The organism is Streptomyces sp. NPDC034099 (assembly GCF_055575415.1).
In genome coordinates, this window is the sequence record NZ_JBVISR010000002.1 from 221831 (window position 1) to 246263 (window position 24433).

The 24433-nt window shown below is 74.0% G+C and carries 16 protein-coding genes and 3 tRNA genes; 11 read left to right on the top strand and 8 right to left on the bottom strand.

The window, feature by feature from the left end; all coding sequences use genetic code 11:
• The first annotated feature begins 72 nt into the window (after positions 1–72).
• The 7 genes from ACZ56V_RS06100 to ACZ56V_RS06130 all read left to right on the top strand — a co-directional run bounded on the left by ACZ56V_RS06100 (position 73) and on the right by ACZ56V_RS06130 (position 10918).
• A complete protein-coding gene (locus ACZ56V_RS06100) occupies positions 73–459 on the top strand; it encodes a CU044_2847 family protein (protein ID WP_356371410.1) in 387 nt (128 codons plus the stop codon).
• On the top strand, positions 456–2111 hold the full coding sequence (locus tag ACZ56V_RS06105) for a VMAP-C domain-containing protein (RefSeq protein WP_468939685.1): 1656 nt from the start codon (positions 456–458) through the stop codon (positions 2109–2111). The genes ACZ56V_RS06100 and ACZ56V_RS06105 overlap by 4 nt, the downstream gene beginning before the upstream one ends.
• Before the next feature lie 88 nt (positions 2112–2199).
• Positions 2200–3219 (top strand): AAA family ATPase, encoded by a 1020-nt coding sequence (locus ACZ56V_RS06110; protein ID WP_398914276.1) that lies wholly within the window; start codon positions 2200–2202, stop codon positions 3217–3219.
• Entirely contained in the window at positions 3219–7949 is a 4731-nt protein-coding gene (locus ACZ56V_RS06115) for an SAV_2336 N-terminal domain-related protein (RefSeq protein WP_468939688.1), read from the top strand. The genes ACZ56V_RS06110 and ACZ56V_RS06115 overlap by 1 nt, the downstream gene beginning before the upstream one ends.
• Positions 7950–8147: 198 nt before the next feature.
• Positions 8148–9209, top strand: a complete 1062-nt coding sequence (locus ACZ56V_RS06120) for a rod shape-determining protein (RefSeq protein WP_398914278.1) — start codon at positions 8148–8150, stop codon at positions 9207–9209.
• Between the two features lie 67 nt (positions 9210–9276).
• On the top strand, positions 9277–10701 hold the full coding sequence (locus ACZ56V_RS06125; RefSeq protein ID WP_467377923.1) for a GAF domain-containing sensor histidine kinase: 1425 nt from the start codon (positions 9277–9279) through the stop codon (positions 10699–10701).
• A gap of 70 nt (positions 10702–10771) precedes the next feature.
• A complete protein-coding gene (locus ACZ56V_RS06130; protein ID WP_356360201.1) occupies positions 10772–10918 on the top strand; it encodes a hypothetical protein in 147 nt (48 codons plus the stop codon).
• A gap of 422 nt (positions 10919–11340) precedes the next feature.
• On the opposite strand, the gene ACZ56V_RS06135 is transcribed toward ACZ56V_RS06130, so the two are convergent.
• The 3 genes from ACZ56V_RS06135 to ACZ56V_RS06145 all read right to left on the bottom strand — a co-directional run bounded on the left by ACZ56V_RS06135 (position 11341) and on the right by ACZ56V_RS06145 (position 11763).
• Positions 11341–11414 (bottom strand) — tRNA-Ile (locus ACZ56V_RS06135).
• A gap of 198 nt (positions 11415–11612) precedes the next feature.
• Positions 11613–11685: transfer RNA gene (locus tag ACZ56V_RS06140), tRNA-Asn, on the bottom strand.
• A 5-nt stretch (positions 11686–11690) separates the two neighbouring features.
• Positions 11691–11763 (bottom strand) — tRNA-Asn (locus ACZ56V_RS06145).
• Between the two features lie 148 nt (positions 11764–11911).
• Between ACZ56V_RS06145 and ACZ56V_RS06150 the strand changes: the two genes are divergently transcribed.
• From ACZ56V_RS06150 to ACZ56V_RS06165, 4 genes are all read left to right on the top strand, one after another.
• Complete coding sequence (locus ACZ56V_RS06150; RefSeq protein WP_016326153.1) at positions 11912–12217, top strand: YtxH domain-containing protein; 306 nt, start codon at positions 11912–11914, stop codon at positions 12215–12217.
• 44 nt (positions 12218–12261) lie between these two features.
• The gene (locus ACZ56V_RS06155; RefSeq protein WP_467377927.1) at positions 12262–13710 is read left to right on the top strand and encodes a xylulokinase; all 1449 of its coding nucleotides are present in this window, start codon (positions 12262–12264) and stop codon (positions 13708–13710) included.
• Positions 13711–13849: 139 nt separating this feature from the next.
• Positions 13850–15583 carry an ABC transporter ATP-binding protein gene (locus ACZ56V_RS06160; protein ID WP_468939694.1) on the top strand — a complete coding sequence of 578 codons (1734 nt, stop codon included), beginning with the start codon at positions 13850–13852 and terminating at the stop codon, positions 15581–15583.
• Positions 15583–17511 (top strand): ABC transporter ATP-binding protein, encoded by a 1929-nt coding sequence (locus ACZ56V_RS06165; protein WP_398911112.1) that lies wholly within the window; start codon positions 15583–15585, stop codon positions 17509–17511. The genes ACZ56V_RS06160 and ACZ56V_RS06165 overlap by 1 nt, the downstream gene beginning before the upstream one ends.
• A 9-nt stretch (positions 17512–17520) precedes the next feature.
• Here the strand turns inward: ACZ56V_RS06165 and ACZ56V_RS06170 are convergent, their stop codons facing one another.
• From ACZ56V_RS06170 to ACZ56V_RS06190, 5 genes are all read right to left on the bottom strand, one after another.
• Positions 17521–18618, bottom strand: coding sequence for an RNA polymerase sigma factor (locus ACZ56V_RS06170; protein WP_467378473.1), 1098 nt, complete (start codon positions 18616–18618; stop codon positions 17521–17523).
• A gap of 216 nt (positions 18619–18834) precedes the next feature.
• Positions 18835–20760: a DNA primase gene (dnaG, locus tag ACZ56V_RS06175; RefSeq protein WP_468939698.1), complete on the bottom strand. Its 1926-nt coding sequence runs from the start codon at positions 20758–20760 to the stop codon at positions 18835–18837.
• Between the two features lie 29 nt (positions 20761–20789).
• Positions 20790–22055: an NAD(P)/FAD-dependent oxidoreductase gene (locus ACZ56V_RS06180; protein WP_398911108.1), complete on the bottom strand. Its 1266-nt coding sequence runs from the start codon at positions 22053–22055 to the stop codon at positions 20790–20792.
• Positions 22056–22234: 179 nt separating this feature from the next.
• Positions 22235–23509, bottom strand: coding sequence for a deoxyguanosinetriphosphate triphosphohydrolase (locus tag ACZ56V_RS06185; protein ID WP_468939700.1), 1275 nt, complete (start codon positions 23507–23509; stop codon positions 22235–22237).
• A 59-nt stretch (positions 23510–23568) separates the two neighbouring features.
• Complete coding sequence (locus ACZ56V_RS06190) at positions 23569–24384, bottom strand: sirohydrochlorin chelatase (RefSeq protein WP_468939703.1); 816 nt, start codon at positions 24382–24384, stop codon at positions 23569–23571.
• Positions 24385–24433: the final 49 nt, after the last annotated feature.

Genomic DNA, 24433 nt, shown 5'->3' on the forward strand with positions numbered 1-24433 from the left:
CACGGCCGAGTACCGTCCGTCACAATGGTGCCGCGCACGGACACGTACGGCACACGGGGAGCGAGCGGCGTCATGGACGGGTTGGTCGAGTTCAAGACCGAGGACGGCGTACGGGTGGTCGTCGAGGGCGTCGAGGACGAGGACGGCGCCCGGCTGGTCTCGCGCGGCGACGGCCCGGCCCGCGCGGCCCGCACCTTCGAGGACTCGCTGGACGGCGTGCGGGCGGCGGCCTCGTCCGCGCTGCGGGTCTTCCGGGACGGCTCGCTCAGACCCGACGCGGTGGAGCTGGAGTTCGGGGTGAAGCTGAGCGCGGAGGCCGGCGCGGTCATCGCGAAGGGCTCGGCGGAGGGCCATCTGGTGGTGAAGCTGAGCTGGTCGCCCGAGCCGTCCCCGACCCGCTCCGAGCCGGAGCCCGCTTCGACGCGTCCCGAGACCCCGGACGCCGCCGCGCTGTCATGAGCGGTGCCGCGTGGCACGCCCGCGTCGAGTGCGGCAAGGAGGTCGGTGCCGGATTCCTCGTCTCCGCCCGCCGGTTGCTCACCTGCGCCCATGTCGTCCGGTGGGCCGACCGCGCGCCGGTGACGGTGACCTTCCCGGGGCGCCGGGAGCTGGGCGAGCTGTCCGGCACGGTCGCCGTGCACGGCGGCTGGCGGGACGGCGCCGCCGACCTCGGAGACCTGGCCGTACTGGAACTGGACCGGGAGGTGCCGCTCACCCCCGCCGCCTTCGCCCCGCCCGGCACGGAGCGGACCGCGCCCGTCCCCGAACTGATCGCCTACGGCTTCCCCAAGGGGTACGACGAGGGCATGCTCGCCTCCTACCGGGCCCTGCCGGGTCCGCTCATCTCCGACGAGTGGGTCCAGTTGGAGGCGCTCACGGCGCACGGGCAGCCGCTGGCCGCCGGGTTCAGCGGCGCGGCGCTGACGCTGGCCGACGGCACGGTCGTCGGCATGGTCTCCGCCGTCGCGGGCGCCCGGGACGTACGGGTGGGCCGGATGCTGCCCGTCGAGGTCATGGCGCGCTACTGGCCGGAGCTGGGCGAGCTGGTGCCCACCCCCGGCCACCGGGCGGACGCCCGCAGGCGGTTGTACGCGCTGGTGCGCCGGGCCGAGGAGGGCGGCCTGGACTGCGACCCGAACCGGCTGTACGTCTCCGCCATGGACGCCTTCGACCCGCCGCTGCCGGAGGGCGGTTTCGCCTCCCTGCGGCAGGCCGCCGCCTATGTGCAGTGGGAGGTGCCGGACCCGGCGGCCGTGGCCCGGTTCGCCGACCGGCTGGCGGAGCGGCTGCACGCCCCGCCGCCGCGCCCCGCGACCTGGTCCCCCATCGTCGTGGAGATCGACCACAGCGGGGCCGGCGCCGACCAGCTCACCGTCGAGGTGTCCGCCTACCGGGACGGTCAGCGCCGCCCGGTGGGCTCGCGCCGGCTGGCCCGCGGCGCGGTGCGCTCCTACGTCCAGGAGCGCATCGACGAGGCGTTCACCCAGCTCGACCCGGGCGCCGACGAACTGCTCACCTTCGTGCTCCCGCGCGAGTGGCTGAACGAACCGGTGGCGCACTGGGAGTGCGGGGAGGACGACTCCACGCCGCTGGGCTGCGCCTACCCGCTCGTGGTGACCGACCGGTACCGCCACCGCAGCGGACGCCTCCGCCACCAGCTGCGCAAGAAGTGGCGCAGGCTCGGCTCCGGTCCGGGCGGCAGGCTGCACCGCGTGGACTGCGGCCTGCGGGAGCGCCCGGCCGGGCTGCGCAAACGGCTGCGGGACGACGCGGAGCTGGCCGGTTTCGCCACCCCGCCCTCGGCCGCGCCGGAGTACTTCGAGGTCGGCCTCAACCTCCCGGTCCCGGTGCTGCTGTGGCCGCGCCGGGACTGCCCCGGCGACGAGGGACCCGACGGCCGCTGCGCCGGCACGGCGTTCCTGGACGAGCTGGCGGCGTCCGTGGCGGGCGTGCCGCCGGCCGAACTCCCCCGCCTGGTCATGGAGCTGCGCGAGACGGCGGACGCGGCGGACGCCCCGGACGAGCACTGGGCGCGGGACGTCCAGCTCCTGTGGGACGACCCCCGCTGCTTCGCCGAGCCGCCCGCCCTGCTCCACTCCCCGGTCGGCTGAGCCGCCCGCCGCGCCCATGCACCGACCCACGACGCCGAACCACGACCATGACGAACCGACCGCCGTACCGACCGCCCGGAGAGAACCCATGCCCCTGTGGCCCGTCTACACCGGCGCGCCTGCCCCCCACGACGGCATCACCCGGCTGCCCCCGCCGCCGCCCTGGCGGGCCTTCGACGGCACTCCCGTGCTCGATCCGCCGGACGCGGACGACGACGCCGCGGCCGCCTCGCCCGACCGGGCCCACCGGGCCGCGACCTACCAGGCCACCGAGGACACGGTGCAGCTGGTCAACGCGGCCCTGTACCTGCGGCGTCCGCTGCTGGTCACCGGGCCGCCCGGCACCGGGAAGTCGTCCCTGGCCTACGCGGTCGCCCGTGAGCTGCGGCTCGGCCCGGTCCTCAGGTGGAACATCACCAGCCGCAGCACCCTGGGCGACGGCCTCTACACCTACGACCCGCTCTCCCGCCTGTACGCGGCGCGCCACACCGCGCAGCCGTCCGACGCCCCCGCCACGGGCGTCGAGGACCACCTGCGGCTGGGCCCGCTCGGCACCGCCCTGCTGCCCTACGCCCGACCGCGCGCCCTGCTGATCGACGAGATCGACAAGAGCGATCTCGATCTGCCGAACGACCTGCTGCACGTCCTGGAGGAGGGCCAGTACGAGATCCCCGAACTGGTCCGGGCCTCCCGGGACACACCCGACGGCCACGCCGAGGTCCTGATCGACGGCGCCGACCGGCGGGTGCCGGTGGAGCGCGGCCGGGTCCGCTGCAACGCCTTCCCCTTCGTCGTCCTCACCAGCAACGGCGAGCGCGAGTTCCCGCCCGCCTTCCTGCGCCGCTGCGTCTCGCTGCGGCTGCGGCAGCCCGACGACGACCACCTCGCCGAGATCGTCCGCGCCCACCTGGGCGAGCCCGACGGGTACGCGCGTCAGCTGATCCACCGGTTCCTGTCCCGGGTGGGCAGCGGCGAACTGGCGACGGACCAGCTGCTCAACGCCATCTACCTGGCCCGCTCCTCCGGTCTGGGCGCCGACTCCCTGGACGAGCTGGCCGAGCAGCTGATGCCGTACCTCGGCCGGTCCGCGCAGCCCGACGCCTTCTGATGCCCACCGACCGCCCCGGCGCACCGGACCCCGAGCCCCTGCCCCGCCTCGCCGACATCCTCGGCCGGGCGACGGCCACGGGCGCCCGCCCCACCCCGCTGGAGCTGGCCGAACTCCTGTGGCTGGCCGGGCGGATGGAGCCCCCGGCGCCGGACCCGGCGGACCCGCCGGACGACCCGGCGCCCGGGACGCGGCCTGACGAGCCGCCCCCGGCCCGTGCGGCCGACCCCGAGCAGCACCCGGACCGCCGAGTGGACCGGCGCCGGCCCGACGACCGGGACCGGGAGCGGGACGGGCGGCGCTCCCGGGACGGCCGGCCCGCCGGACCCCCTCCCCCGTCCGAGGTCCCCCGCACACCCCTGCGCCTGCCGTCCCCGGCCCCGGCGCCGGGCACCTCGGCGGCCCAGCCGCACAGCGCCCTGCTCGCGCCCGCACCGCCGATGCTGCGCCACCCGCTGGCGTTGCAGCGTTCCCTGCGTCCGCTGAAGCGCCGCAGCGACGCGCCCGTCGGCCACGAGGTGGACGAGTCCGCGACCGCCGACCGCATCGCGCGCCTCGGCGCCGGACCCGAGTGGTGGCTGCCCGTACTGCGCCCCGTACGGGAGCGGTGGCTGCGCCTGCACCTGGTGCACGACGCGGGCCCCACGATGCCCGTCTGGCAGCCCCTGGTCCGCGAACTGCACGCCGCGCTCGCCCAGTCGGGCGTCTTCCGCACCGTCACCCTGCACCGCGCCGAACCCGACGGCACGGTCCGCGGGGACGGAGCCCAGATCCCCGCCGACGGCCGTACGGTCATGCTGCTGATCAGCGACTGCATGGGACCGCAGTGGCGCGAGGGCCGGGCCGGCACCCGCTGGTTCGACACGCTGCGCGGCTGGGCGCGCCGCACTCCGCTGGCCGTGCTCCAGCCGCTGCCCGAGCAGTTGTGGCGGGACACGGCCCTGCCGCCGGTCCCGGGCCGGCTGTCCGCCCCGCACCGGGCCGCGCCCAGCGCCTCGCTCGCCTTCACGCCGTACGACGGCGCCGCGCCCCGGGCCCCCGAGGGCACGGCGTACGTCCCCGTGCTGGAGCCGGGGCCCGAGTGGCTGGCCAACTGGGCCGCGCTGGTGGCGAGTCCGGGCGGCACCCCGTACCCGGGCGCCGCCGCCGCGCTGCACCGCCCGCTGCCCGCCGACGCCGACGACCGCACCGACCTCGCGCGGCTGTCCGCCGAGGAACTCGTCCTGCGCTTCCGCGCCAGCGCCTCCCCGCAGGCCTACCGGCTGGCCGGCCACCTCGCGCTCGGCCGCCCCGACCTGCCGGTGATGCGGCTGGTGCAGGCCGCGGTGGAGCCGGACCCGCGGCCCCAGCACCTGGCGGAGGTCATCCTCGGCGGACTGCTCACCACGGTCCCCGGGCCGCCCGGCTCCTACGCCTTCCGCCCCGGCGTACGCGAGCTGCTCCTGCGCGGGCTGCCCCGCACGGCCCGCAACCGCACCCACGAACTGCTGCTGCGCACCGGCGGCCTGATCGACGAACGGGCGGGCCGCTCGCCCGGCGAGTTCCGGGCGCTGATCCCCTCCCGCGAGGGCACCGAGCGGGCCGACGCCGGCGAGTCGTTCGCGGCGATCAGCGAGGAGAGCGCCCGGCAGCTGACGGTGCGGGAGCGGCCGGCCGTCCCGTCGCCCTTCCCGCCCGCCCTGGGCGCCCGCTACCGGCCCACGCGCCGGCTCACCCCGTCCGGCAGGATCTGGCTGGCGGAGGACACCGGACCGGTCCGGACCACGCCGGACCCGGCGCCGACGAACCGGACGGTGGCGATCCGGCTGCACGACGCGGACACCGATCCGGCCGCACGCCGGGTCTTCCTGCGCAACGCGGGCCTGCTGACGCGGATCTCCCACCCCAACCTGGTGACCGTGCTCGACGCGGGCATCGAGGACGACGTCCCGTACGTCGTCATGGAGCACCTCGACGGCATAGCGCTGGGCGCCCTCACCCGGCCCGACGACCGGCGGCTGCCGGTGCCGCTGACGGTGTCGGTGGGCGCGCAGCTGGCACGGGCGCTCACCGCCTTGCACCGGGCGGGCCTCGCGCACGGCGGCCTGGAGGCGTCCCGGGTGGTCCTGCTGCCGGACGGCACGGTCCTGCTCAGCCTCTTCGAACCGGGTCTGGCCTCGGGCCCGGGAAGACGCTCCGCGGACCTGCGCGCCCTGTGCGACATCCTGCTGCGGCTGACGTCGGGGGCCTCGCGCCCGACCGTCCCGATCGACTCGCGCCGCCTGGACCGGCTGCCCCCCGCCCTGCGCATCCACTACGCGCACGCCTTCGACCAGTTGATGTCGTCCTCGTCGGAGGCACAGGCCCGCGGTCTCGAACTGCTCGCGGACCCGCACCTGCTCACCCGGGCGAAGGAGGCGTACCGGCCGCGCCGGTACCGCGCCCTGGGCCCGCTGCGGGTCGGCTTGCCGGACGGTTCGTCCGGCCCCGCCCCCGAGGCGCGCGCGCTCCTCGCGATGCTGCTGCTCAAGCACGGCCGCACGGTGACGCACGAGGAGCTGCGGTGGGGGCTGTGGGATCCGGGCGACGAGCCCCGCAACCCGCGGGCCGAGGTGGCCCGGCTGGCGACGCGGCTGGCGGACGCCCTGGGCCCGGGCGTCCTCGCGAAGTCCGCCCACGGCTACGCCCTGCACACCAGCGCCGACGACCTGGACCTGGTGCGCTGCGACGAGCTGGTGCGGCGCGCCGACGCGGCCGGTCTGCGGGACGCGCTCACCGAGGCCCACGGCCTGGTCACCGAGGCACTGGCGCTGTGGCGCGACGCCGAGCCGCTGGCGGACGTGCCCGGCCCCGCCGCCCGCACCGCCCGCACCCGCCTGCTGCGGCTGCGGCTCGCCCTGCACACCAGGCGCGCCGAACTCGACCTGGCCCTGGGCGAGTACGACCGGGCCGCCACGGAACTGGCCGGCCTGCTGCGGGCCCACCCGCACCGGGAGGACTTCCGCCGCCTGTACCTGATCGCGCTGCGCCGCCAGGGCCGGAGCGAGGAGGCGCTGGAGGTGTACGAGGAGTACGAGCTGTCCGGCGGACGCAGCCCGGCCCTGACCGCACTGGGCCGGGAGCTGCGCGAGGAGCACACCGCACCGGCGGACGACACGCCGTGGTCGGAGTACGGGCAGCGCCCGTACGGCCCGGACGGCACCGCGTCCGCCGTGTCCGCGCCGGACGAGCTGCCGGAGGGCCCCTTCCCCACGGAGGACGACCTGTGGACGCCGCTGCCGGCGGACGACGCGGAGCACGACACGGCACGGGCCGGGGACGAGGCGGCGGTCGCGGCGGAGGCCGAGGAGGAAGGGGCGGAAGAGGGAACCGCCGCGGAGGAACGAACCTGGCAGCCGGAGGCCGACGAGACGGAGCAGGAACCGGACGGGGGCGACGACGACCTCGACACGGACTTCCGCTGCTGCGCCCGCTACGCCTTCGCCGACGGCCCGGGCACCCCCGGAGATCCGGTGGGCCACGACGCCCGCGCGGCCCTGCACGCCGTGGTCGCGGACCTGCTGGCGGACAGCGGCACGGACGGCGCCGCCTACGAACTCCTGGACGACCACGGCGGTCTGCTGGTGCTGCTGGCGCCGCGTGCGGAGGCCGCGCCGCTCCTGAGGGCGACCGTGACGGGGCTCCCCGGGCTGCTCGCCCGCCTGGACGGCGCGCGGCTGGACGGCGCGCGGCTGCGGGCGGAGTTCTGGCAGGTGGAGTTCCGGCTGGACGGGACCGGGGAACAGCCGCTGGGCCGCGCCGACGCCGGATCGGCCGGCACGGTCCTCGCCGCCTCCACCGCGCGGGCGGTCGTCGTCCTCTCCGACTCCTTCTACTACGACGAGGTGTGCGAGGAGGGCCAGGACGGACCCGCCTTCCCACCGGACCTCTTCCGCCCGCTGCCCGACGACACCGGCTGGTACCACCTGGTCGACGGCGCCGAGGCCCCACAGGAGGCGCCGGGCGGCGGGGCGGACGGCGCCACCGGAGCCCGGTCCCGCCGGGCGGCGTACTCGCCCACGGACCTGATCGCCGGTGCCCGCTGTGTGCTGCTCGGCTTCGACGACGTGCTGGCCCGGCTGTACCGGCCGGCGGCGGAGCGGGAGGTGCTCCTGGACATCGCACGGCTCTTCGTCGAGGAGCGCGATCCCGAGGAGGCGCTGGCCGGGGTCCCGCTGCCCCGGGTCACGACGGACGGGTACGCCGGCACGCTCGACTTCGTCCGGGCGCTCGCCGGCCACCGGCTCGCCCCCGCCGTACGGGTCCGGCTCGACCGGCACGAGGCGCGGGCGGCCCGCACCGCGCAGCCGACGCCCCTCGCCGACCGGCTGGTCCGGGCGCTGCGCACCTGCGGCGTGCCCACCGCCGTGGTGACCGACCGGGCCCCCGAGCCGGTCACCGGGTACCTGAGACGACGCGGCCTGCTGGCCGCGCTGCCGGGTGACGTGCACGGCAGGGGCGCCGACCTCACGCGCCTCATGCCCGACCCGGACGTCCTGCACCGGGCGCTGGACCGGCTCGGCGCCCCGGCCGGCGACTGCGTGCTGGTCGGCTCCTCCGTCGCCGAGCAGTCCGCCGCCCGCGTGATCGGTCTGCCGTTCATCGGCCACGGGCGCGACGAAGGGGCCCGGCGGGAGCTGGCCGCGGCGGACGCCCGGGTACTCCTCGTACCGGACCTGCGTCCACTGCTCACGGCCGCCGAGAACCGCTGAACGTACTCAGCGCCGCCGAGAACCGGTGAACCTGCTTACAGCCGCCGAGAACCGCGAACGCTCCGCGCGCCCCCCGTTCAGCGGCCCCCCTCACGGCCCCCTCCAGCGGGCGCCCGCCCGCGACGGGCCGCACGATCGGTGCCAGGAGGCCGTCCACCGGGCGGCTCCGCACGGTCCGCGCTCTCGGGAGGATTCGCCATGACCGCCAGTACCGCCAGTCTGGAGGCGCTGCGCCGCTGCCACTTCGCCGTCGACCTGGGCGCGGCGCGGACCCGGGTCTACGTGAAGGGGGTCGGGCTCGTCGTCGACCAGCCGTCCGCCGCGGCGGTCAACACCCGCACGGGCGCGCTCATCGCGGTCGGCGAGTTCGCGGAGAAGATGACCGGCCGCACCCCCGGCTACATCCGCGTCGTGCGACCGGTCTCCGGCGGCACGGTGGTCGACATCGAGATGGCCCAGCGGATGCTGCGCCACCTGCTCGGCGACCGGATCCGCCGCAACCTGCGCCGCAAGCCCCGGCTGCGGGCCGCCGTCTGCACCCCGCACGACGCGGATCCGCTGTCCCAGCGCGCGGCGATCGAGACGCTGGTCGGGCTCGGCGCGCGCCGCGTGGAGCTCGTGGACACGCTCATCGCGGCGGCGGTCGGCTGCGGACTGCCGGTGGAGCAGCCCGAGGCGACCATGATCATGGTGTGCGGCGCGCACGCCACGCAGGTCGCGGTGCTCTCCCTCGGCTCGATCGTGGCCGCCGAGCGCATCCCGGTGGGCGGCGAGGCCGTGGACCACGCGATCGTGCAGCTGCTGCGCCACCAGCACGAGCTGGTGCTGCCCAGCCAGTCCGTGCGCCCGCTGCAGCTCGCCCTGTCCGGCAACGGGCTGACCCCGCAGGGGCCGTCGTCCACCGAGATCCACGGGCGGGACGTGGCGACCGGGCTGGCCCGCAGTGTGCGGGTCGACACCGCCACGGTGCGCAACGCCATCCAGACGCCGCTGACGGCCGTGCTCGACGGCATCGGCAAGGTGCTGCGGGACTGCCCGCCCGACCTGGTCGCGGACCTCGCCGACCGCGGGATCATGATGGTCGGAGGGAGCGCCCTGCTGCCGGGCTTCGACCAGATGCTGCGCCAGGCCACCGGTATGCCGGTGCACATCGCGGAGCGGCCCGACGTGTGTGCGGTCCAGGGCCTCGGCAGCATGCTGGAGGGCCGGGTCGAGCCGCTCGTCCTGCACCCGACGACCGCCGACGCCGACGCCGACTGACGCCCGAAGGACCGAGGAAGCAGAGGAAGCAGGGGGGAAGCGCAGGAAAGCCGAGGAAGCCGGACGCATGACCGCGCAGCCCGCGCCCCGACTGGCCCGTCTCCTCGAAGCCCTCCTGGACGTCGGCACCGCCCTCGACCTGCGCACCGTCCTGCGGCACATCGTGGACGGTGCCGCCGGACTGACCGGCGCGGGCCGCGCGGCCCTGGTCGTCGCGGACCCCGGCGAGAGCGGCTTCGCCGAGATCCGCTCCCCGGGCCCGGGTCCCGTACCGGAGACGGAGCCCCTGCTGCGGGTGCCGATCCACGTGCGGGACGAGGAGTTCGGCGAGCTGCGGCTGGCCGGACGGCCCGGCGCCGCCCCGTTCACCGTCGAGGACGAGCAGCTGCTGCGGGTCCTGGCCACGCAGGCCGGTGTCTCGATCGGCAACGCCCGGCTGTACGAGACGGCCCGGCAGCGCGAGCGCTGGATCGAGGGCGCGGCGGCCGTCACCACCGCGCTGCTCACCGAGGAGGGCGCCGGCGACGCGCTGACCACGGTGGCCGAGCGGGCCCGGCTGCTCGCCGGCGCCTCCGCGGGCGTCATCCTGCATCCGACCGCCGAGGGCGGCATGGCGATCGTGACCGCCTCGACGCCCGACGACCCGGACGGCATGGTCGGCGCGACCATCGCGCCGGGCAGCCCCGTGCTGGAACAACTGCTGGGCGGCGAGCCGGTGTTCATCGAGGACTCGGCGACCGATCCCCGGATGACGACCCATGTGCGGAACCGGTTCGGGCCGAGCATGATGCTGCCCCTGCGGGCGGGCGGCCGGCTCATCGGCACCCTCGCCCTGCCCCGCCGGCGCGGCGGACGCCCGTACACGGACCTGGAACGGCTGCTCGCGACGCAGTTCGCCTCGCAGGCGGCGCTCGCCCTCGTCCTGGCCGACGCCCGGCGCGGCAGGGAGCGGCTCGCGGTCTACGAGGACCGCGACCGCATCGCCCGCGACCTGCACGACCTGGTGGTGCAGCGGCTGTTCGCCACCGGCATGATGCTGGAGTCCACCCAGCGCCGGCCGGGCGCCGACGACGTCCGCGACATCCTCGGCCGTGCGGTGGACGAACTACGCTCCACGGTCCGTGAGGTCCGCACCGCGATCCTCACCCTCCAGCAGCCCCCGGCCGGCCCTCCGACGGGCCTGCGCGGCCGGGTCCTGCGGGAGACCGCCTCCGCCGCCGCCCGGCTCGGTGTCGCACCGTCGACGCACTTCAGGGGTGCCGTCGACATCCGGGTGCCCGACCGGGTCGCCGACCGCCTGCTCTCCGCCCTGCGCGACGCCCTGGCCGACGCGTCCGCACGTCCGGGCGTCTCCCGCGTCGAGGTCACCGTGGAGGTGCCGGCCCCCTCGCCGGGGGGCCGGGACGGGGTGCGCCTGCGGGTCGTCGACGACGGCGAGGGCGGCCCGGAAGAGGGGCGCGGGACGACGGTCACGTGGTGGGCCCCGCTCTAGCGGACGCAGGGTGCCGGTCTCCGGACGGGGGTACCCGTGCCGTGACCACCCCGCAGGAGGAGGTACCACGATGAGCGAGCCGACCCCGTCCCAGGCCGAGGGCGAGCGCGACGACGAACCGGACACCCCGGACGTGCCGCACACCACTCCCTCCCAGGCGGAGGGCGAGCGCGAGGACGACGTCGAAAACGTCGAGGAGGCCCCGGAAGGCCGGTGACGCCTCTCACCTGGGAAAGCGGCGGGCCCGACCCCACCGGGTCAGTTGTTCAACCGCCCGGCACGGCCGGGGGGCGTCCGCACCGTCCACACGACGAGGGCCCGGAGCCCGCCGTCGGCGGCCGACTACGCCTTCTGCCGGACCACGTCGGGCAAGGTCTTCCACTTCGCCAGGATGAAGGACGGCGAACCCTACGGCGACCCCACGGAAGCGAGGGAGTCCGAGAACGGCTACGTGGTGGACTTCCTGCCGCAGGGGACCCGCTACCGCTTCGGCACCAGCGAGGTGACGGCCTACGACGAGGACGGCAAGGAGGTCTGGAAGGGCGAGCTGATCCCCGAGGCGACCGCCGACCGACGTCTGCGGCACGAGGGCGCGGGCTCCCGGGCAGGCGAGAACGTTCCTGCGAAGAGGGGCATGAGTGGGGCGGGTGGGACTCGAACCCACGGCCGACGGATTATGAGTCCGCTGCTCTAACCGGCTGAGCTACCGCCCCATAGCGGCGTGTCACGTACATGTGTGCGCGCCGTCTGCCGCAGCATAGCCGCTCATACGATCTCCTGCCTCGGATGGTCGGCTTCCACGGCTGCCTTCATGACCTTGAAGACTCCGCAGCGTGCCGCGTGGTTCCCGGGACTTGAGACCACCTGAGGGGCACATGAAAAAGGACCCCGGAGGGTCCTCGTTCACGGCGCTCCCCCGACTGGACTCGAACCAGTAACCTGCCGGTTAACAGCCGGCTGCTCTGCCAATTGAGCTACGGAGGACCGAGCTCCCCGGACTGGACTCGAACCAGTAACCTGCCGGTTAACAGCCGGCTGCTCTGCCAATTGAGCTACCGAGGAATGTCGGTGTCGCATCGAACGCGTCTTCCTGGGTATTCGCCAGGGGGCGCGCGCTCGCTGCGACACATACATTAGCGCAAGCAGGGGGGTGCTCCGCCAATCGGTACTCGCCAGCACCCCGGAGCCAGTGAAGGGAAGGGTGGCCGCCATGCGTTACCGGCTCACGTTCGTCGTCGGACTAGCGGTGGGTTACGTGCTCGGCACGAAGGCCGGGCGGGAGCGTTACGAGCAGTTGCGCAAGTCCGCGCAGCAGGTCGCGCAGAACCCGGCCGTGCGCAACACCGCGGAGTCCGCGGCCCAGCAGGGCAGGCACTTCGCCGACAAGGCTTACCACGTGGTGAGCGACAAGGTCGGTGACCGGATGCCCGACTCGGTCGCCCACCGGGTCCGCTCGCTGCGGGAACGCGGCAGCAACGGCAGCGGTCCCGACGACTGGGGCACCAGCAACACCTGAGGTCCCGGTACGGGCACCGTGGCCGGTGCGGCAGAATTTCGGGTATGGGGATAGTCGCCGGGTTGGACAGTTCGCCCGATTTCACTCGTATCGTCGTCTGCGATTCGGACACGGGCGCCGTGCTGCGCCAGGGCTACGCACCGCACCCGCTGGAGAGCCCCGAGGGCGGGGGCCGGCCCGCGGACGTCGATCCGCAGGCCTGGCTGCTGTCCCTCGGGGAGGCGGCCGGCGGCGGGCTCCTCGAGGGCGTGCAGGCCATCGGCGTCTCGGCGCAGGCCAACTCGGTCGTGCCGCTGGACGCCCAGGGCAACACCGTGCGCCCGGCCATGGTCGGCGGCGACAAGCGTTCCCAGGTCGCGGCGGCCGACCTGATCGACGCGCTCGGCGGGCGTGAGGTGTGGGCGCAGTCCGTGGGCACGGTGCCGCAGGCCGGGCAGCCCGTGACGAAGCTGCGCTGGCTGGCGCGGAACGAGCCGGAGGCCGCCGCGCGGACCGCCGTACTGCTCCAGGCGCACGACTGGCTGGTGTGGCAGCTGCTCGGGCGGCCGGCCCGGCGGACCACCGACCGGGGCGGGGCGTCGGGCACCGGGTACTGGTCGGCGGCGACCGGCGGTTACCGGCCGGATCTGGTCGAGCTGGCGCTCGGGCACCAGGCGGTGCTGCCGGAGGTGATCGGCCCGGCCGACGCGGCCGGCACCACGCCGGAGGGGCTGCTGATCTCCGCCGGGACCGGCGAGACCCAGGCCGCCGCCTTCGGGCTCGGGATCGGCCTCGGTGACGCGGTGGTGTCGCTGGGCGCGTCGGGGTCCGTGATGGCCGTGCACACCGAGCCGCTCGTCGACCAGTCCGGGATGATCACCGCCCTGGCGGACGCCACCGGCATGCATCTGCCGGTCGTCACCACCCTGAACGCCGTACGGGCCCTGCGCGGCACCGCCGAACTGCTCGGGGTGCCCGACCTGGAGAGCCTGTCCGAGCTGGCGATGAAGTCGACGCCGGGATCGCACGGGCTGGTGCTGCTCCCCTATCTGGAGGGCGAGCGGACGCCGAACCTGCCGCACACCGCCGGGACCCTGGCCGGTCTCCGGCGTGAGTCGATGCGGCCGGAGCACCTGGCGCGGGCCGCGTTCGAGGGGATGCTGTGCGGGCTCGCCGACGCCCTGGACGTGCTGCGCGGCCGGGGCGTGGACGTACGCCGGGTGTTCCTGCTCGGTGCGGCGGCCGAGCTGCCGGCCGTGCAGGCGGCGGCACCGGCGCTGTTCGGCACGCAGGTCGTCGTGCCGCAGCCGGCGGACTACGCGGCGATCGGCTCGGCCCGCCAGGCGGCCTGGGCGCTGGGCGTCTCCCAGGGCACGCTGGACCCGCGCACTCCCCCGGTCTGGCAGGGCGCGGTCGCGCAGGTCCTGGAGCCGGGCGAGGAGCTGGCGGTGGGGCAGGCCGTGCGCCAGCAGTACGTGTCGGTGCGCGAGCAGACGCACCCGGGCGCGCTGTGAAACGGAGGCTTACCGCCCGTAGGCCGGAATTTGCCGTGCTCTTGGGTTAATCGGTTGAGGTAACGCGGGTGGAGTGTTCGACGATAGGGGCCAGGGGCAACCAACCGCGGCCCCTGTCGCCGACTCCGAGAGACCCAGCGTGCTCATACGACTACTGCGGACCTATCTCAGGCCCTACAAGAAACCCATCGCCCTGCTGGTGGCGCTGCAGTTCCTGCAGACCTGCGCCTCCCTGTACCTGCCCACCCTGAACGCGCACATCATCGACGAGGGCGTCGTGAAGGGTGACTCGGGCTACATCCTGAGCTACGGCGCCCTGATGATCGGCATCTCGCTGGCCCAGGTGGTCTGCAACATCGGTGCCGTCTTCTACGGCGCGCGCACCGCGGCCGCCCTCGGCCGGGACGTGCGGGGTGCCGTCTTCGACCGGGTGCAGTCCTTCTCGGCGCGCGAGGTGGGCCACTTCGGCGCGCCCTCGCTGATCACCCGGACCACCAACGACGTGCAGCAGGTCCAGATGCTGGCCCTGATGACGTTCACGCTGATGGTGTCGGCGCCCATCATGTGCGTGGGCGGCATCGTGATGGCGCTCGGCCTTGACGTGCCGCTGTCCGGGGTGCTGCTCGGGGTCGTGCCGGTGCTGGCGATCTGCGTCACGCTGATCGTGCGGAGGCTGCGCCCGCTGTTCCGGAAGATGCAGGTGCGCCTGGACACGGTGAACCGGGTGCTGCGCGAGCAGATCACCGGCAACCGCGTCATCCGCGCCTTCGTGCGCGACGAGTACGAGCAGCAGCGCTTCCGGAAGGCCAACACCGAGCTGACCGAGGTGGCCCTCGGCACCGGCAACCTGCTCGCGCTGATGTTCCCGGTGGTCATGACGGTGGTGAACCTGTCGTCGATCGCGGTGGTGTGGTTCGGCGCCCACCGGATCGACAGCGGCGGGATGCAGATCGGCGACCTGACCGCGTTCCTCGCCTACCTCATGCAGATCGTCATGTCCGTGATGATGGCCACCTTCATGTTCATGATGGTGCCGCGCGCGGAGGTGTGCGCCGAGCGCATCCAGGAGGTCCTGGAGACCGAGAGCAGCGTGGTGCCGCCCCTGGCGCCGGTCACCGAGCTGCGCCGGCACGGGCACCTGGAGATCCGGGAGGCGGGCTTCCGCTACCCCGGGGCCGAGGAGCCGGTGCTCAGGAACATCGACCTGGTGGCCAGGCCGGGTGAGACGACCGCCGTCATCGGCTCCACCGGCAGCGGCAAGTCGACGCTGCTGGGGCTGGTCCCGCGGCTCTTCGACGCCACCGACGGCCAGGTGCTGGTCGACGGGGTGGACGTGCGGACCGTCGACCCGAAGACCCTGGCCAAGGTCGTGAGCCTGGTGCCGCAGAAGCCGTACCTCTTCGCCGGCACCGTGGCGACCAACCTGCGCTACGGCAATCCGGACGCCACGGACGAGGAGCTGTGGCACGCGCTGAAGGTGGCGCAGGCCAAGGACTTCGTCTCCGAGCTGGAGGGCGGGCTGGACGCGCCGATCGCGCAGGGCGGCACCAATGTGTCCGGCGGACAGCGCCAGCGGCTCGCCATCGCCCGGACGCTGGTCCAGCGCCCGGAGATCTACCTCTTCGACGACTCCTTCTCCGCCCTCGACTACGCCACCGACGCGGCGCTGCGGGCCGAGCTGAGCCGGGAGACGTCCGAGGCGACCGTGGTGATCGTGGCGCAGCGGGTGGCGACCATCCGGGACGCGGACCGGATCGTCGTGCTGGACGAGGGGCGGGTGGTCGGCGTGGGCCGGCACCACGAGCTGATGGCGGACAACGAGACCTACCGGGAGATCGTGCTCTCCCAGCTGACGGAAGCGGAGGCTGCCTGATGGCAGGGCCTGCGGGTCGCATGATGGCCGGGGGCGGCCCCGACCAGCGTTCGATGGACTTCAAGGGGTCGAGCAAACGGCTCGTCGCCCAGTTCCGGCCGGAGCGGGCGACGCTGTTCACGCTGCTGGCGTGCGTGGTCGTCAGCGTCGGCCTCAACGTGGTCGGGCCGAAGATCCTCGGCCGGGCCACCGACCTGGTCTTCGCGGGCATCGTCGGGCGGGACATGCCGTCCGGGGCCACGAAGGAGCAGGTCCTGGCCGCCATGCGGGAGCGCGGTGACGGCAAGGTCGCCGACATGCTCCGCAGCACGGACTTCACCCCGGGCCAGGGCATCGACTTCGGCGCGGTCGGCGAGGTGCTGCTCCTGGCGCTGGCGACGTTCGCGGTGGCCGGACTGCTGATGGCGGTGGCCACGCGGCTGGTGAACCGCGCGGTGAACCGGACGATGTTCCGGCTGCGCGAGGACGTGCAGACGAAGCTGTCGCGGCTGCCGCTGTCGTACTTCGACAAGCGTCAGCGCGGCGAGGTGCTCAGCCGCGCCACCAACGACATCGACAACATCGGGCAGACGCTCCAGCAGTCGATGGGCCAGCTGATCAATTCGCTGCTCACCATCATCGGCGTGCTGGCGATGATGTTCTACGTCTCCTGGATCCTGGCGCTGGTCGCGCTGGTGACCGTGCCGCTGTCGTTCCTGGTGGCCACGCGGGTGGGCAAGCGGTCGCAGCCGCAGTTCGTGCAGCAGTGGCGCTCGACGGGGCAGCTGAACGCGCACATCGAGGAGATGTACACCGGGCACGCGCTGGTGAAGGTGTTCGGGCGGCAGGAGGAGTCGGCGCAGCAGTTCGCCGAGCAGAACGACGCGTTGTACGAGGCCGGGTTCAAGGCGCAGTTCAACAGCGGGATCATGCAGCCGCTGATGATGTGCGTGTCCAACCTGAACTACGTGCTGGTCGCGGTGGTGGGCGGGCTGCGGGTGGCCTCGGGCCAGCTGTCCATCGGTGACGTGCAGGCCTTCATCCAGTACTCCCGGCAGTTCTCGATGCCGCTGACGCAGGTGGCGTCGATGGCGAACCTGGTGCAGTCGGGCGTGGCGTCGGCGGAGCGGGTCTTCGAGCTGCTGGACGCCGAGGAGCAGTCGACGGACCCGATCCCGGGCGCCCGGCCCGAGGACCTGCGCGGCCGGGTGGAACTGGACCACGTGTCCTTCCGCTACGACCCGGAGAAGCCGCTGATCGAGGACCTGTCGCTGAAGGTGGACCCCGGCCACACGGTCGCCATCGTCGGCCCGACGGGCGCGGGCAAGACCACGCTGGTCAACCTGCTGATGCGGTTCTACGAGGTGTCCGGCGGCCGGATCACCCTGGACGGCGTCGACATCGCGAAGATGTCCCGGGACGAGCTGCGGGCCGGCATCGGCATGGTGCTCCAGGACACCTGGCTGTTCGGCGGCACCATCGCGGAGAACATCGCGTACGGGGCCTCGCGGGAGGTCACCCGCGGGGAGATCGAGGAGGCCGCGCGGGCCGCGCACGCCGACCGGTTCGTACGGACGCTGCCCGACGGCTACGACACGGTGATCGACGACGAGGGCACGGGGGTGAGCGCGGGTGAGAAGCAGCTGATCACCATCGCGCGGGCGTTCCTGTCCGACCCGGTGATCCTGGTCCTCGACGAGGCGACGTCGTCCGTGGACACGCGCACGGAGGTGCTGATCCAGAAGGCGATGGCGAAGCTCGCGCACGGGCGGACGTCGTTCGTGATCGCGCACCGGCTGTCGACGATCCGGGACGCGGACACGATTCTCGTGATGGAGGACGGGGCGATCGTGGAGCAGGGGGCGCATGCGGAGCTGTTGGCCGCGGATGGCGCGTACGCGCGGTTGTACAAGGCGCAGTTCGCCGAGGCTGTGGCTGAGGTGGGGTGAGGAGGGGGGTCAGTCCAGGTAACCCCTCAGCTGGTCCGCGTAGGCGTGGTCGCGGAGTTTGTTGAGGGTTTTGGACTCGATCTGGCGGATGCGTTCGCGGGTGACGCCGAAGAGGCGGCCTATCTCCTCCAGGGTGCGGGGGCGGCCGTCGACCAGGCCGTAGCGGAGCTGGACGACCTTGCGTTCGCGTTCGCCGAGGGTGGAGAGCACCGCGTCCAGGTGCTGGCGCAGCAGCAGGAACGCGGCCGACTCGACGGGGCTGGCGGCGTCGCCGTCCTCGATGAGGTCACCGAGGGCGACGTCGTCCTCCTCGCCGACCGGGGCGTACAGGGACACCGGCTCCTGGGCCAGGCGCAGCACCTCCCCGACGCGCTCGGGGGCCAGGTCCAGGTGGGCGGCGACCTCCTGCGGGGTCGGTTCGTAGCCGCGTTCCTGGAGCATCCGGCGCTGGACGCGGACGACCCGGTTGATCAGCTCCACGACGTGCACGGGGACGCGTATGGTGCGGGCCTGGTCGGCCAGGGCGCGGGACATGGCCTGGCGGATCCACCAGGTGGCGTAGGTGGAGAACTTGTAGCCCCGGGCGTAGTCGAACTTCTCGACCGCCCGGATCAGGCCCAGGTTCCCCTCCTGGACCAGGTCCAGCATGGTCAGGCCGCGGCCGACGTACCGCTTGGCCACCGACACCACCAGCCGCAGGTTGGCCTCGATCAGGCGGCGCTTGGCGACGCGGCCCATGACGACCAGCCGGTCGAGGTCGAGGGCGAGGCGGTCGTCCAGGCCGGGGCTGCGCCGCAGCTTCTCCTCGGCGAACAGCCCGGCCTCCACGCGCCGGGCGAGGTCGACCTCTTCGGCCGCGCTGAGCAGCGGGATCCGCCCGATCTCGCGCAGATACTGCCGGAACAGGTCGGAGGAGGGTCCGCCGGACTCCGTACGGGTGGGCGGCGGCGGTTCCGGGGGCTCGGGCACGTCCGCGGGGGCGCCGGGGTGGTGCCCGGCCGCCCCGGCACCGGGCTGCCCGGGCATCGCGACGAGCACACCGCGCTCCGCGTCCGGTTCCGCGCCGCCGGTACCGGTGTCGGTCTGGGTGAGGGTCCGGGTCTGCACGGGGGCGACCTCCAGGATGGACGCGGCCGGCGGGGGCCGGCGGCGGTACGACGGGGGCGGAGCCGGCTCGCTCACCGCCGTCCGCCTCGCACGCGTGCACTCAGGTACCGCCCCCCAGTGTGGGGTACGACACATCACCGCCACGAGGGGCGTGCGGTGACTTTTTGCGTCCGGCCCGTGACCGACGGGTTACCCGCGGGTGTTCCCCGGCCGGTCCTAGAGGGCGGCGGCGCCGTGTTCGCGCAGCTTCTGGTCGTACTGCTGGAGGATCCACAGCTCGTTCTGTACGGCGGCCAGTTCGGCGGGGTCGCCGTGGCCGGAGAGGCGGGTGAGGCGGCCGGTGATGTCGCGGATGCGGCGCTCGACGGCGCGGCGGCGGACCGTGACGAGCTGGGCGCCCGCGTAGATCTCGTCGACGCCCTTCACGCCGCGGTGCAGCATGATCGCCTCGACCGCGAGTTCGGTGACCATGGCGCGGACGGCGTCGTCGGGGGCGGCCTCGCGGACCCGGACCAGGTAGTCCTGCGGGTCCTGGACGCCGAACTCGGCGCCGCCCGCCTCCATGATCGCCTCGCGTACGGCGGCGTAGGGCGGGGCGGTGAACTCGTCGACGCCGTACGCGTCGAAGGCCGGGGAGACCAGCTCGGGGCGCTGGAGGGCGAGCTTGAGCAGCTCGCGTTCGGTGGCGAAGACCGGGTTGCGGAGGTTGAGGGCGGGGCCCCGGGGAGTGTTCCGCGTCGGTCCGGCCTGCTGCTGCGGGGTGCCGCCGCGCTGCCGCTGGTCGGGGGCGGGGCCCTTGCCGCCGCGGTCGCGGGCCCAGCGGGCCAGCTGGGCGATCCGCTTGACCACGAACTGGGTGTCGAGGATGCCGAGCATGCCCGCGAGCTGCACGGCGACCTCGTGCTGAGCGCCGCTGTTCTTGATCCGGGCGACGACGGGAGCGGCCTCGTCCAGGGCCGAGGCGCGGCCGGCCGGGGTGTCCAGGTCGTAGCGGGAGACGATCTGGCGCAGCGCGAACTCGAAGAGCGGGGTGCGCGGCTGGACCAGGTCCGCGACCGCGTCGTCGCCCTTGGCCAGGCGCAGGTCGCACGGGTCCATGCCGTCGGGGGCGATGGCGATGTAGGTCTCGGCGGCGAACTTCTGGTCGTCCTCGAAGGCGCGCAGGGCCGCCTTCTGCCCGGCCGCGTCGCCGTCGAAGGTGAAGATCACGCGGGCCGAGCCGTTGTCCATCAGCAGTCGGCGCAGGATCTTGATGTGGTCGCCGCCGAAGGCGGTGCCGCAGGTGGCGATGGCGGTGGTGACCCCGGCGAGGTGGCAGGCCATGACGTCGGTGTAGCCCTCGACGACCACGGCGCGGGACGCCTTCGCGATGTCCTTCTTGGCCAGGTCGATGCCGTAGAGGACCTGGGACTTCTTGTAGATCGCCGTGTCGGGGGTGTTCAGGTACTTCGGGCCGTTGTCCGCCTCGTAGAGCTTGCGGGCGCCGAAGCCGACGACATCGCCGCCGATGTCGCGGATGGGCCACATCAGGCGGCCGCGGAAGCGGTCGATGGGGCCGCGGCGGCCTTCCTGGGAGAGGCCGGAGAGCAGCAGCTCCTTGTCGCTGAAGCCCTTGCCGCGCAGGTAGCGGGTGAGGTGGTCCCAGCCCTGGGGGCTGTAGCCCACGCCGAAGTGCTCGGCGGCGGCCTGGTCGAAACCGCGGTCGGCGAGGAAGGCGCGGCCGGTGTCCGCCTCGGGGCCGGTCGCCAGCTGCTCCGCGTACCACTGCGCGGCGATCTTGTGGGCCTCGACCAGGCGGATGCGCTCACCGCGCTGGTGGGAGGGGTTGTATCCGCCCTCCTCGTAGCGCAGGGTGATGCCGGCCTGGCCGGCCAGGCGCTCGACCGCCTCCGAGAAGGTGAGGTGGTCGATCTTCATCACGAACGTGATGGTGTCGCCGCCCTCCTGGCAGCCGAAGCAGTGGAAGAACCCCTTGCTCGGACTGACCTGGAAGGACGGCGACTTCTCGTCGTGGAACGGGCACAGCCCCTTCAGGTTGCCGCCGCCCGCGTTGCGCAGCTGGAGGTACTCCGAGACGACGGCGTCGATCGGGACCGCGTCCCGTACCGCCTTCACGTCCTCGTCGTTGATCCGTCCTGCCACGCGTGAAGTCTACGGCGACGGTACGACAGCTATGCGACGAGGCTTTCCAGCGAGACGTGCGGGTTCGCCAGGGCCTCCGTGTCCACCGGGGTCTTCGAGCGGATCAGCTGCTGGATCGGCTCCGTGACGTCCCACACGTTGACGTTCATCCCGGCCAGCACGCGGCCCTCCTTCACCCAGAAGGCGATGAACTCCCGCTTCGCCGCGTCCCCGCGGATCACCACCTGGTCGTACGACCCGGCCGGCGCCCAGCCGGAGTACTCCATGCCCAGGTCGTACTGGTCGGTGAAGAAGTAGGGCACGCGGTCGTGGGCGAGGCCCTTGCCGAGCATCGCGCGGGCGGCGGCCGGGCCGCCGTTGAGGGCGTTGGCCCAGTGCTCCACGCGCAGGCTCGTGCCGAAGAGGGCGTGGTGGAAGGAGGCGACGTCACCGGCCGCGTAGACGTCGGGGTCGGAGGTGCGCAGCCGGTCGTCGACGACGATGCCGCCGCCGTGGGCGCGGTCGGCGATCTCCAGCCCGGCGGCCTGCGCGAGCGCGGTGCGCGGGGCGGCGCCGATCGCGGCGAGCACGTCGTGCGCGGGGTGCTCCTCGCCGTCGTCGGTGCGGGCGGCCAGCACCATGCCGTCCTGGCCGACGATCTCGGTCAGCTTCACGCCGAAGCGGAAGCGGACGCCGTGCGCCTCGTGCAGCTCGGCGAAGACGGAGCCCAGCTCGGGACCGAGGACGCCGTGCAGCGGGGTCGGGGCGGGCTCGATGACGGTGACCTCCGCCCCGTACTCGCGGGCCGCGGCGGCGACCTCCAGGCCGATCCAGCCCGCGCCGGCGATCACGAGGTGCCCGTTGTCCCGGCCGAGGGAGGCGAGGACGCCCTTGAGGCGCTCGGCGTGGGCCAGGCGGCGCAGGTGGTGGACGCCCGCGAGGTCGGTGCCGGGGACGTCCAGGCGGCGGGGCTCGGCGCCGGTCGCGATGAGCAGCTTGTCGTACCTGACGTGGGTGCCGTCGTCGCCGTAGTGGACGGTCTTGGCGGCGCGGTCGATCGCGACGACGGTCTGGCCCAGGTGCAGCTCGATGTCGTGCCGCGCGTACCAGGCGGGCTCGTGGACGAAGACGCTGTCGCGCTCCTCCTTGCCCAGGAGGTAGCCCTTGGACAGCGGCGGACGCTCGTAGGGGTGGTCGCGTTCGTCGCAGACGAGGATCACCCGGCCGGTGAAGCCCTCCGTGCGGAGTGTCTCGGCCGCCTTCGCGCCGGCCAGGCCGCCTCCGACGATGACGAATGTCTGATCCGCGTCGACCACTTGTTTGCCTCCTCGTCAGGGTGCCGCCACATGCGAGCGTCCCGCACGCGGCGTGGTGCGGGAAGGGGCAGTGACCCGATCAGGCCACGAAGTGCCGCGATTCGGGCACCCGGGGCTCCCCGGGTGCCGCGATCCGGGCGCCCGGGGCCTGCCGGGTCACGCCTGTCCCGCCGCCAGTCTCATGGATGCCCCGTCAGGCGGGCGTGAAGCGAGCGGGCCGAGGCGTCGGTGAGGGAGGCGATCTGGTCGACGATCACCCGTTTGCGGGCCCGGTCGTCGGCGGCCGCGTCGAACAGGGCGCGGAACTGGGGGTCGAGCCCGTCGGGGGCGCGGGCGGTCAGCGCCTCGGCCAGCTCCGCGACGACGATCCGCTGGTCGGCGCGGAGCCGCTCCTGCTCGGTGCGCTGCATGACGTAGCGGACGGCGACCGCCTTGAGGACGGCGCACTCCATGCGGGTCGCACGGGGCACGACCAGCTCGGCGGTGTACCGGGTGAGCCGGCCGCCGCCGTACGCCGCCCGGGTGGCGGCCTCGGCGGACAGGCAGAAGCGGCCGATGAGCTGGCTGGTGGCGTCCTTCAGCCGTGCCTGGGCGACCGCCGAGCCGTCGTAGCCGTGCGGCCACCAGTCCTGGGCGAGGAGCCGGTCGAGGGCGGCGGCGAGTTCGGCGTGGTCGGTGCCGGCGGGGACGTACCGTCCGACGGCCGCGTCGAACACGGCCTCCCGCTCGGGGTCGGCGAGCAGGCAGTTCGGGTCGATGTGCCCGGCGTGCAGGCCGTCCTCGACGTCGTGCACGGAGTACGCCACGTCGTCGGCCCAGTCCATGACCTGCGCCTCGAAGCAGGTGCGGGCGCCGGGGGCGTCCTTGCGGAGCCACTCGAAGACGGACCGGTCGTCGTCGTACACCCCGAACTTCGGCGAGAGGGGGTCGCGGGGGTGGGCGCCGCGCGGCCACGGGTACTTGGTGGCGGCGTCGAGCGTGGCGCGGGTGAGGTTGAGCCCGACGGAGCCGTCCTCGGTGAACCGCTTGGGCTCGATGCGGGTGAGGAGCCTGAGCGACTGGGCGTTGCCCTCGAAGCCACCGCAGTCCTCGGCGAAGGCGTTGAGAGCCTGTTCGCCGTTGTGCCCGAAGGGCGGGTGGCCCAGGTCGTGCGCGAGGCAGGCCGCCTCCACGAGGTCCGGGTCGCAGCCGAGGGCGGCGCCCAGCTCCCGGCCGACCTGGGCGCATTCCAGGGAGTGCGTGAGGCGGGTGCGGGGGCTGGCGTCCCAGACGGGGCTGCCCTCCCCCGGCGCGACGACCTGTGTCTTCCCGGCGAGGCGGCGCAGCGCGGCGGAGTGCAGGATGCGGGCGCGGTCGCGTTGGAAGGCGGTGCGGCCGGGGCGTTTGTCGGGTTCGGGGGCGTAGCGGGCCACTGACGTGGGGTCGTACGGGGTGGGGGGTGCGGTGCCTTCCATGTCATGAACAGTAAGGGGAAGGTATGACAGGTGGGTGCCCACTCGTCTGCCTGGTGCGGTTATCCGGCGAGTGCGGCGTGCGTTGTGGCTGGTCGCGCCGTTCCCCGCGCCCCTTTGCCCGCGTTCCTCGCACTGCCACTTCCAAGGGCACGGTCGTAGCGGTGCAGGAGCAGGTGGGCCATCGACGGGTGGGTGCCCAGGGGGGCGGAGGCGATCCACGGGACCGCTGCCGTGCACTCGGTCGCGAAGCGGCCCGGGGCCGTGAAACAGGAGGCGACGGCCACCCGGCGGTGGCCCCGGGCCGTCAGGGTACGTACCGCGTCCGGGACCGTCGGGGACGCCGCCGAGGCGTACGCGGGGACGACCGGGACGCCCAGGCGGGCGGCGAGGAGGGCTGCCGTGCGGGCCGTGTCCGTGCGGGAGGCCGGGGCCCGGGAGCCCGCGGAGGCGAGGACCACGGCGTGCTCCGGGCCCGCGTGGGCGGGCCAGCCGGCCTCGGTGAGGCGGTCGTGCAGGGCGTCCACGAGGAGGGGGTGCGGGCCGAGCGGGGCGGCCACGCGGGTGCGGGCCGGGGAGGCGGCGGCCATGTCGGGGATGTCGCGTTCGACGTGGTGGCCGCGGCTGAGGAGCAGCGGTACGAGGACCGCCTCCGCGTCGCCGAGGGCGGCCAGGGTGTCGGGGAGGAGCGGGGCGTTCAGTTCTATGTGACCCAGGTGCACCGGCAGGGCGGGGCGCAGGGCGCGGACCCGGTCGAGGAGCGCCCGTACGGTGCCGAGCGCGCGGGGGTCGCGGCTGCCGTGGGCGACGACGACCAGGGCGGGGGTGCCGCCGGTGGCCGCTGTGGTCCTGTTGCTCGTCACTGTCATCGCCGTCATGCACCGAGGGTGGCCGCCGGACGTTGCCGTCCCGTTGCGTGGGTGTCAC

Excerpts from the sequence above, each read along its gene's own strand:
- ACZ56V_RS06100 (WP_356371410.1), top strand. The coding sequence starts at position 73 with ATGGACGGGTTGGTCGAGTTCAAGACCGAGGACGGCGTACGGGTGGTC.
- ACZ56V_RS06105 (WP_468939685.1), top strand. The coding sequence starts at position 456 with ATGAGCGGTGCCGCGTGGCACGCCCGCGTCGAGTGCGGCAAGGAGGTC.
- ACZ56V_RS06110 (WP_398914276.1), top strand. The coding sequence starts at position 2,200 with ATGCCCCTGTGGCCCGTCTACACCGGCGCGCCTGCCCCCCACGACGGC.
- ACZ56V_RS06115 (WP_468939688.1), top strand. The coding sequence starts at position 3,219 with ATGCCCACCGACCGCCCCGGCGCACCGGACCCCGAGCCCCTGCCCCGC.
- ACZ56V_RS06120 (WP_398914278.1), top strand. The coding sequence starts at position 8,148 with ATGACCGCCAGTACCGCCAGTCTGGAGGCGCTGCGCCGCTGCCACTTC.
- ACZ56V_RS06125 (WP_467377923.1), top strand. The coding sequence starts at position 9,277 with ATGACCGCGCAGCCCGCGCCCCGACTGGCCCGTCTCCTCGAAGCCCTC.
- ACZ56V_RS06130 (WP_356360201.1), top strand. The coding sequence starts at position 10,772 with ATGAGCGAGCCGACCCCGTCCCAGGCCGAGGGCGAGCGCGACGACGAA.
- ACZ56V_RS06150 (WP_016326153.1), top strand. The coding sequence starts at position 11,912 with ATGCGTTACCGGCTCACGTTCGTCGTCGGACTAGCGGTGGGTTACGTG.
- ACZ56V_RS06155 (WP_467377927.1), top strand. The coding sequence starts at position 12,262 with ATGGGGATAGTCGCCGGGTTGGACAGTTCGCCCGATTTCACTCGTATC.
- ACZ56V_RS06165 (WP_398911112.1), top strand. The coding sequence starts at position 15,583 with ATGGCAGGGCCTGCGGGTCGCATGATGGCCGGGGGCGGCCCCGACCAG.
- ACZ56V_RS06185 (WP_468939700.1), bottom strand. The coding sequence starts at position 23,509 with ATGGAAGGCACCGCACCCCCCACCCCGTACGACCCCACGTCAGTGGCC.
- ACZ56V_RS06190 (WP_468939703.1), bottom strand. The coding sequence starts at position 24,384 with ATGACGGCGATGACAGTGACGAGCAACAGGACCACAGCGGCCACCGGC.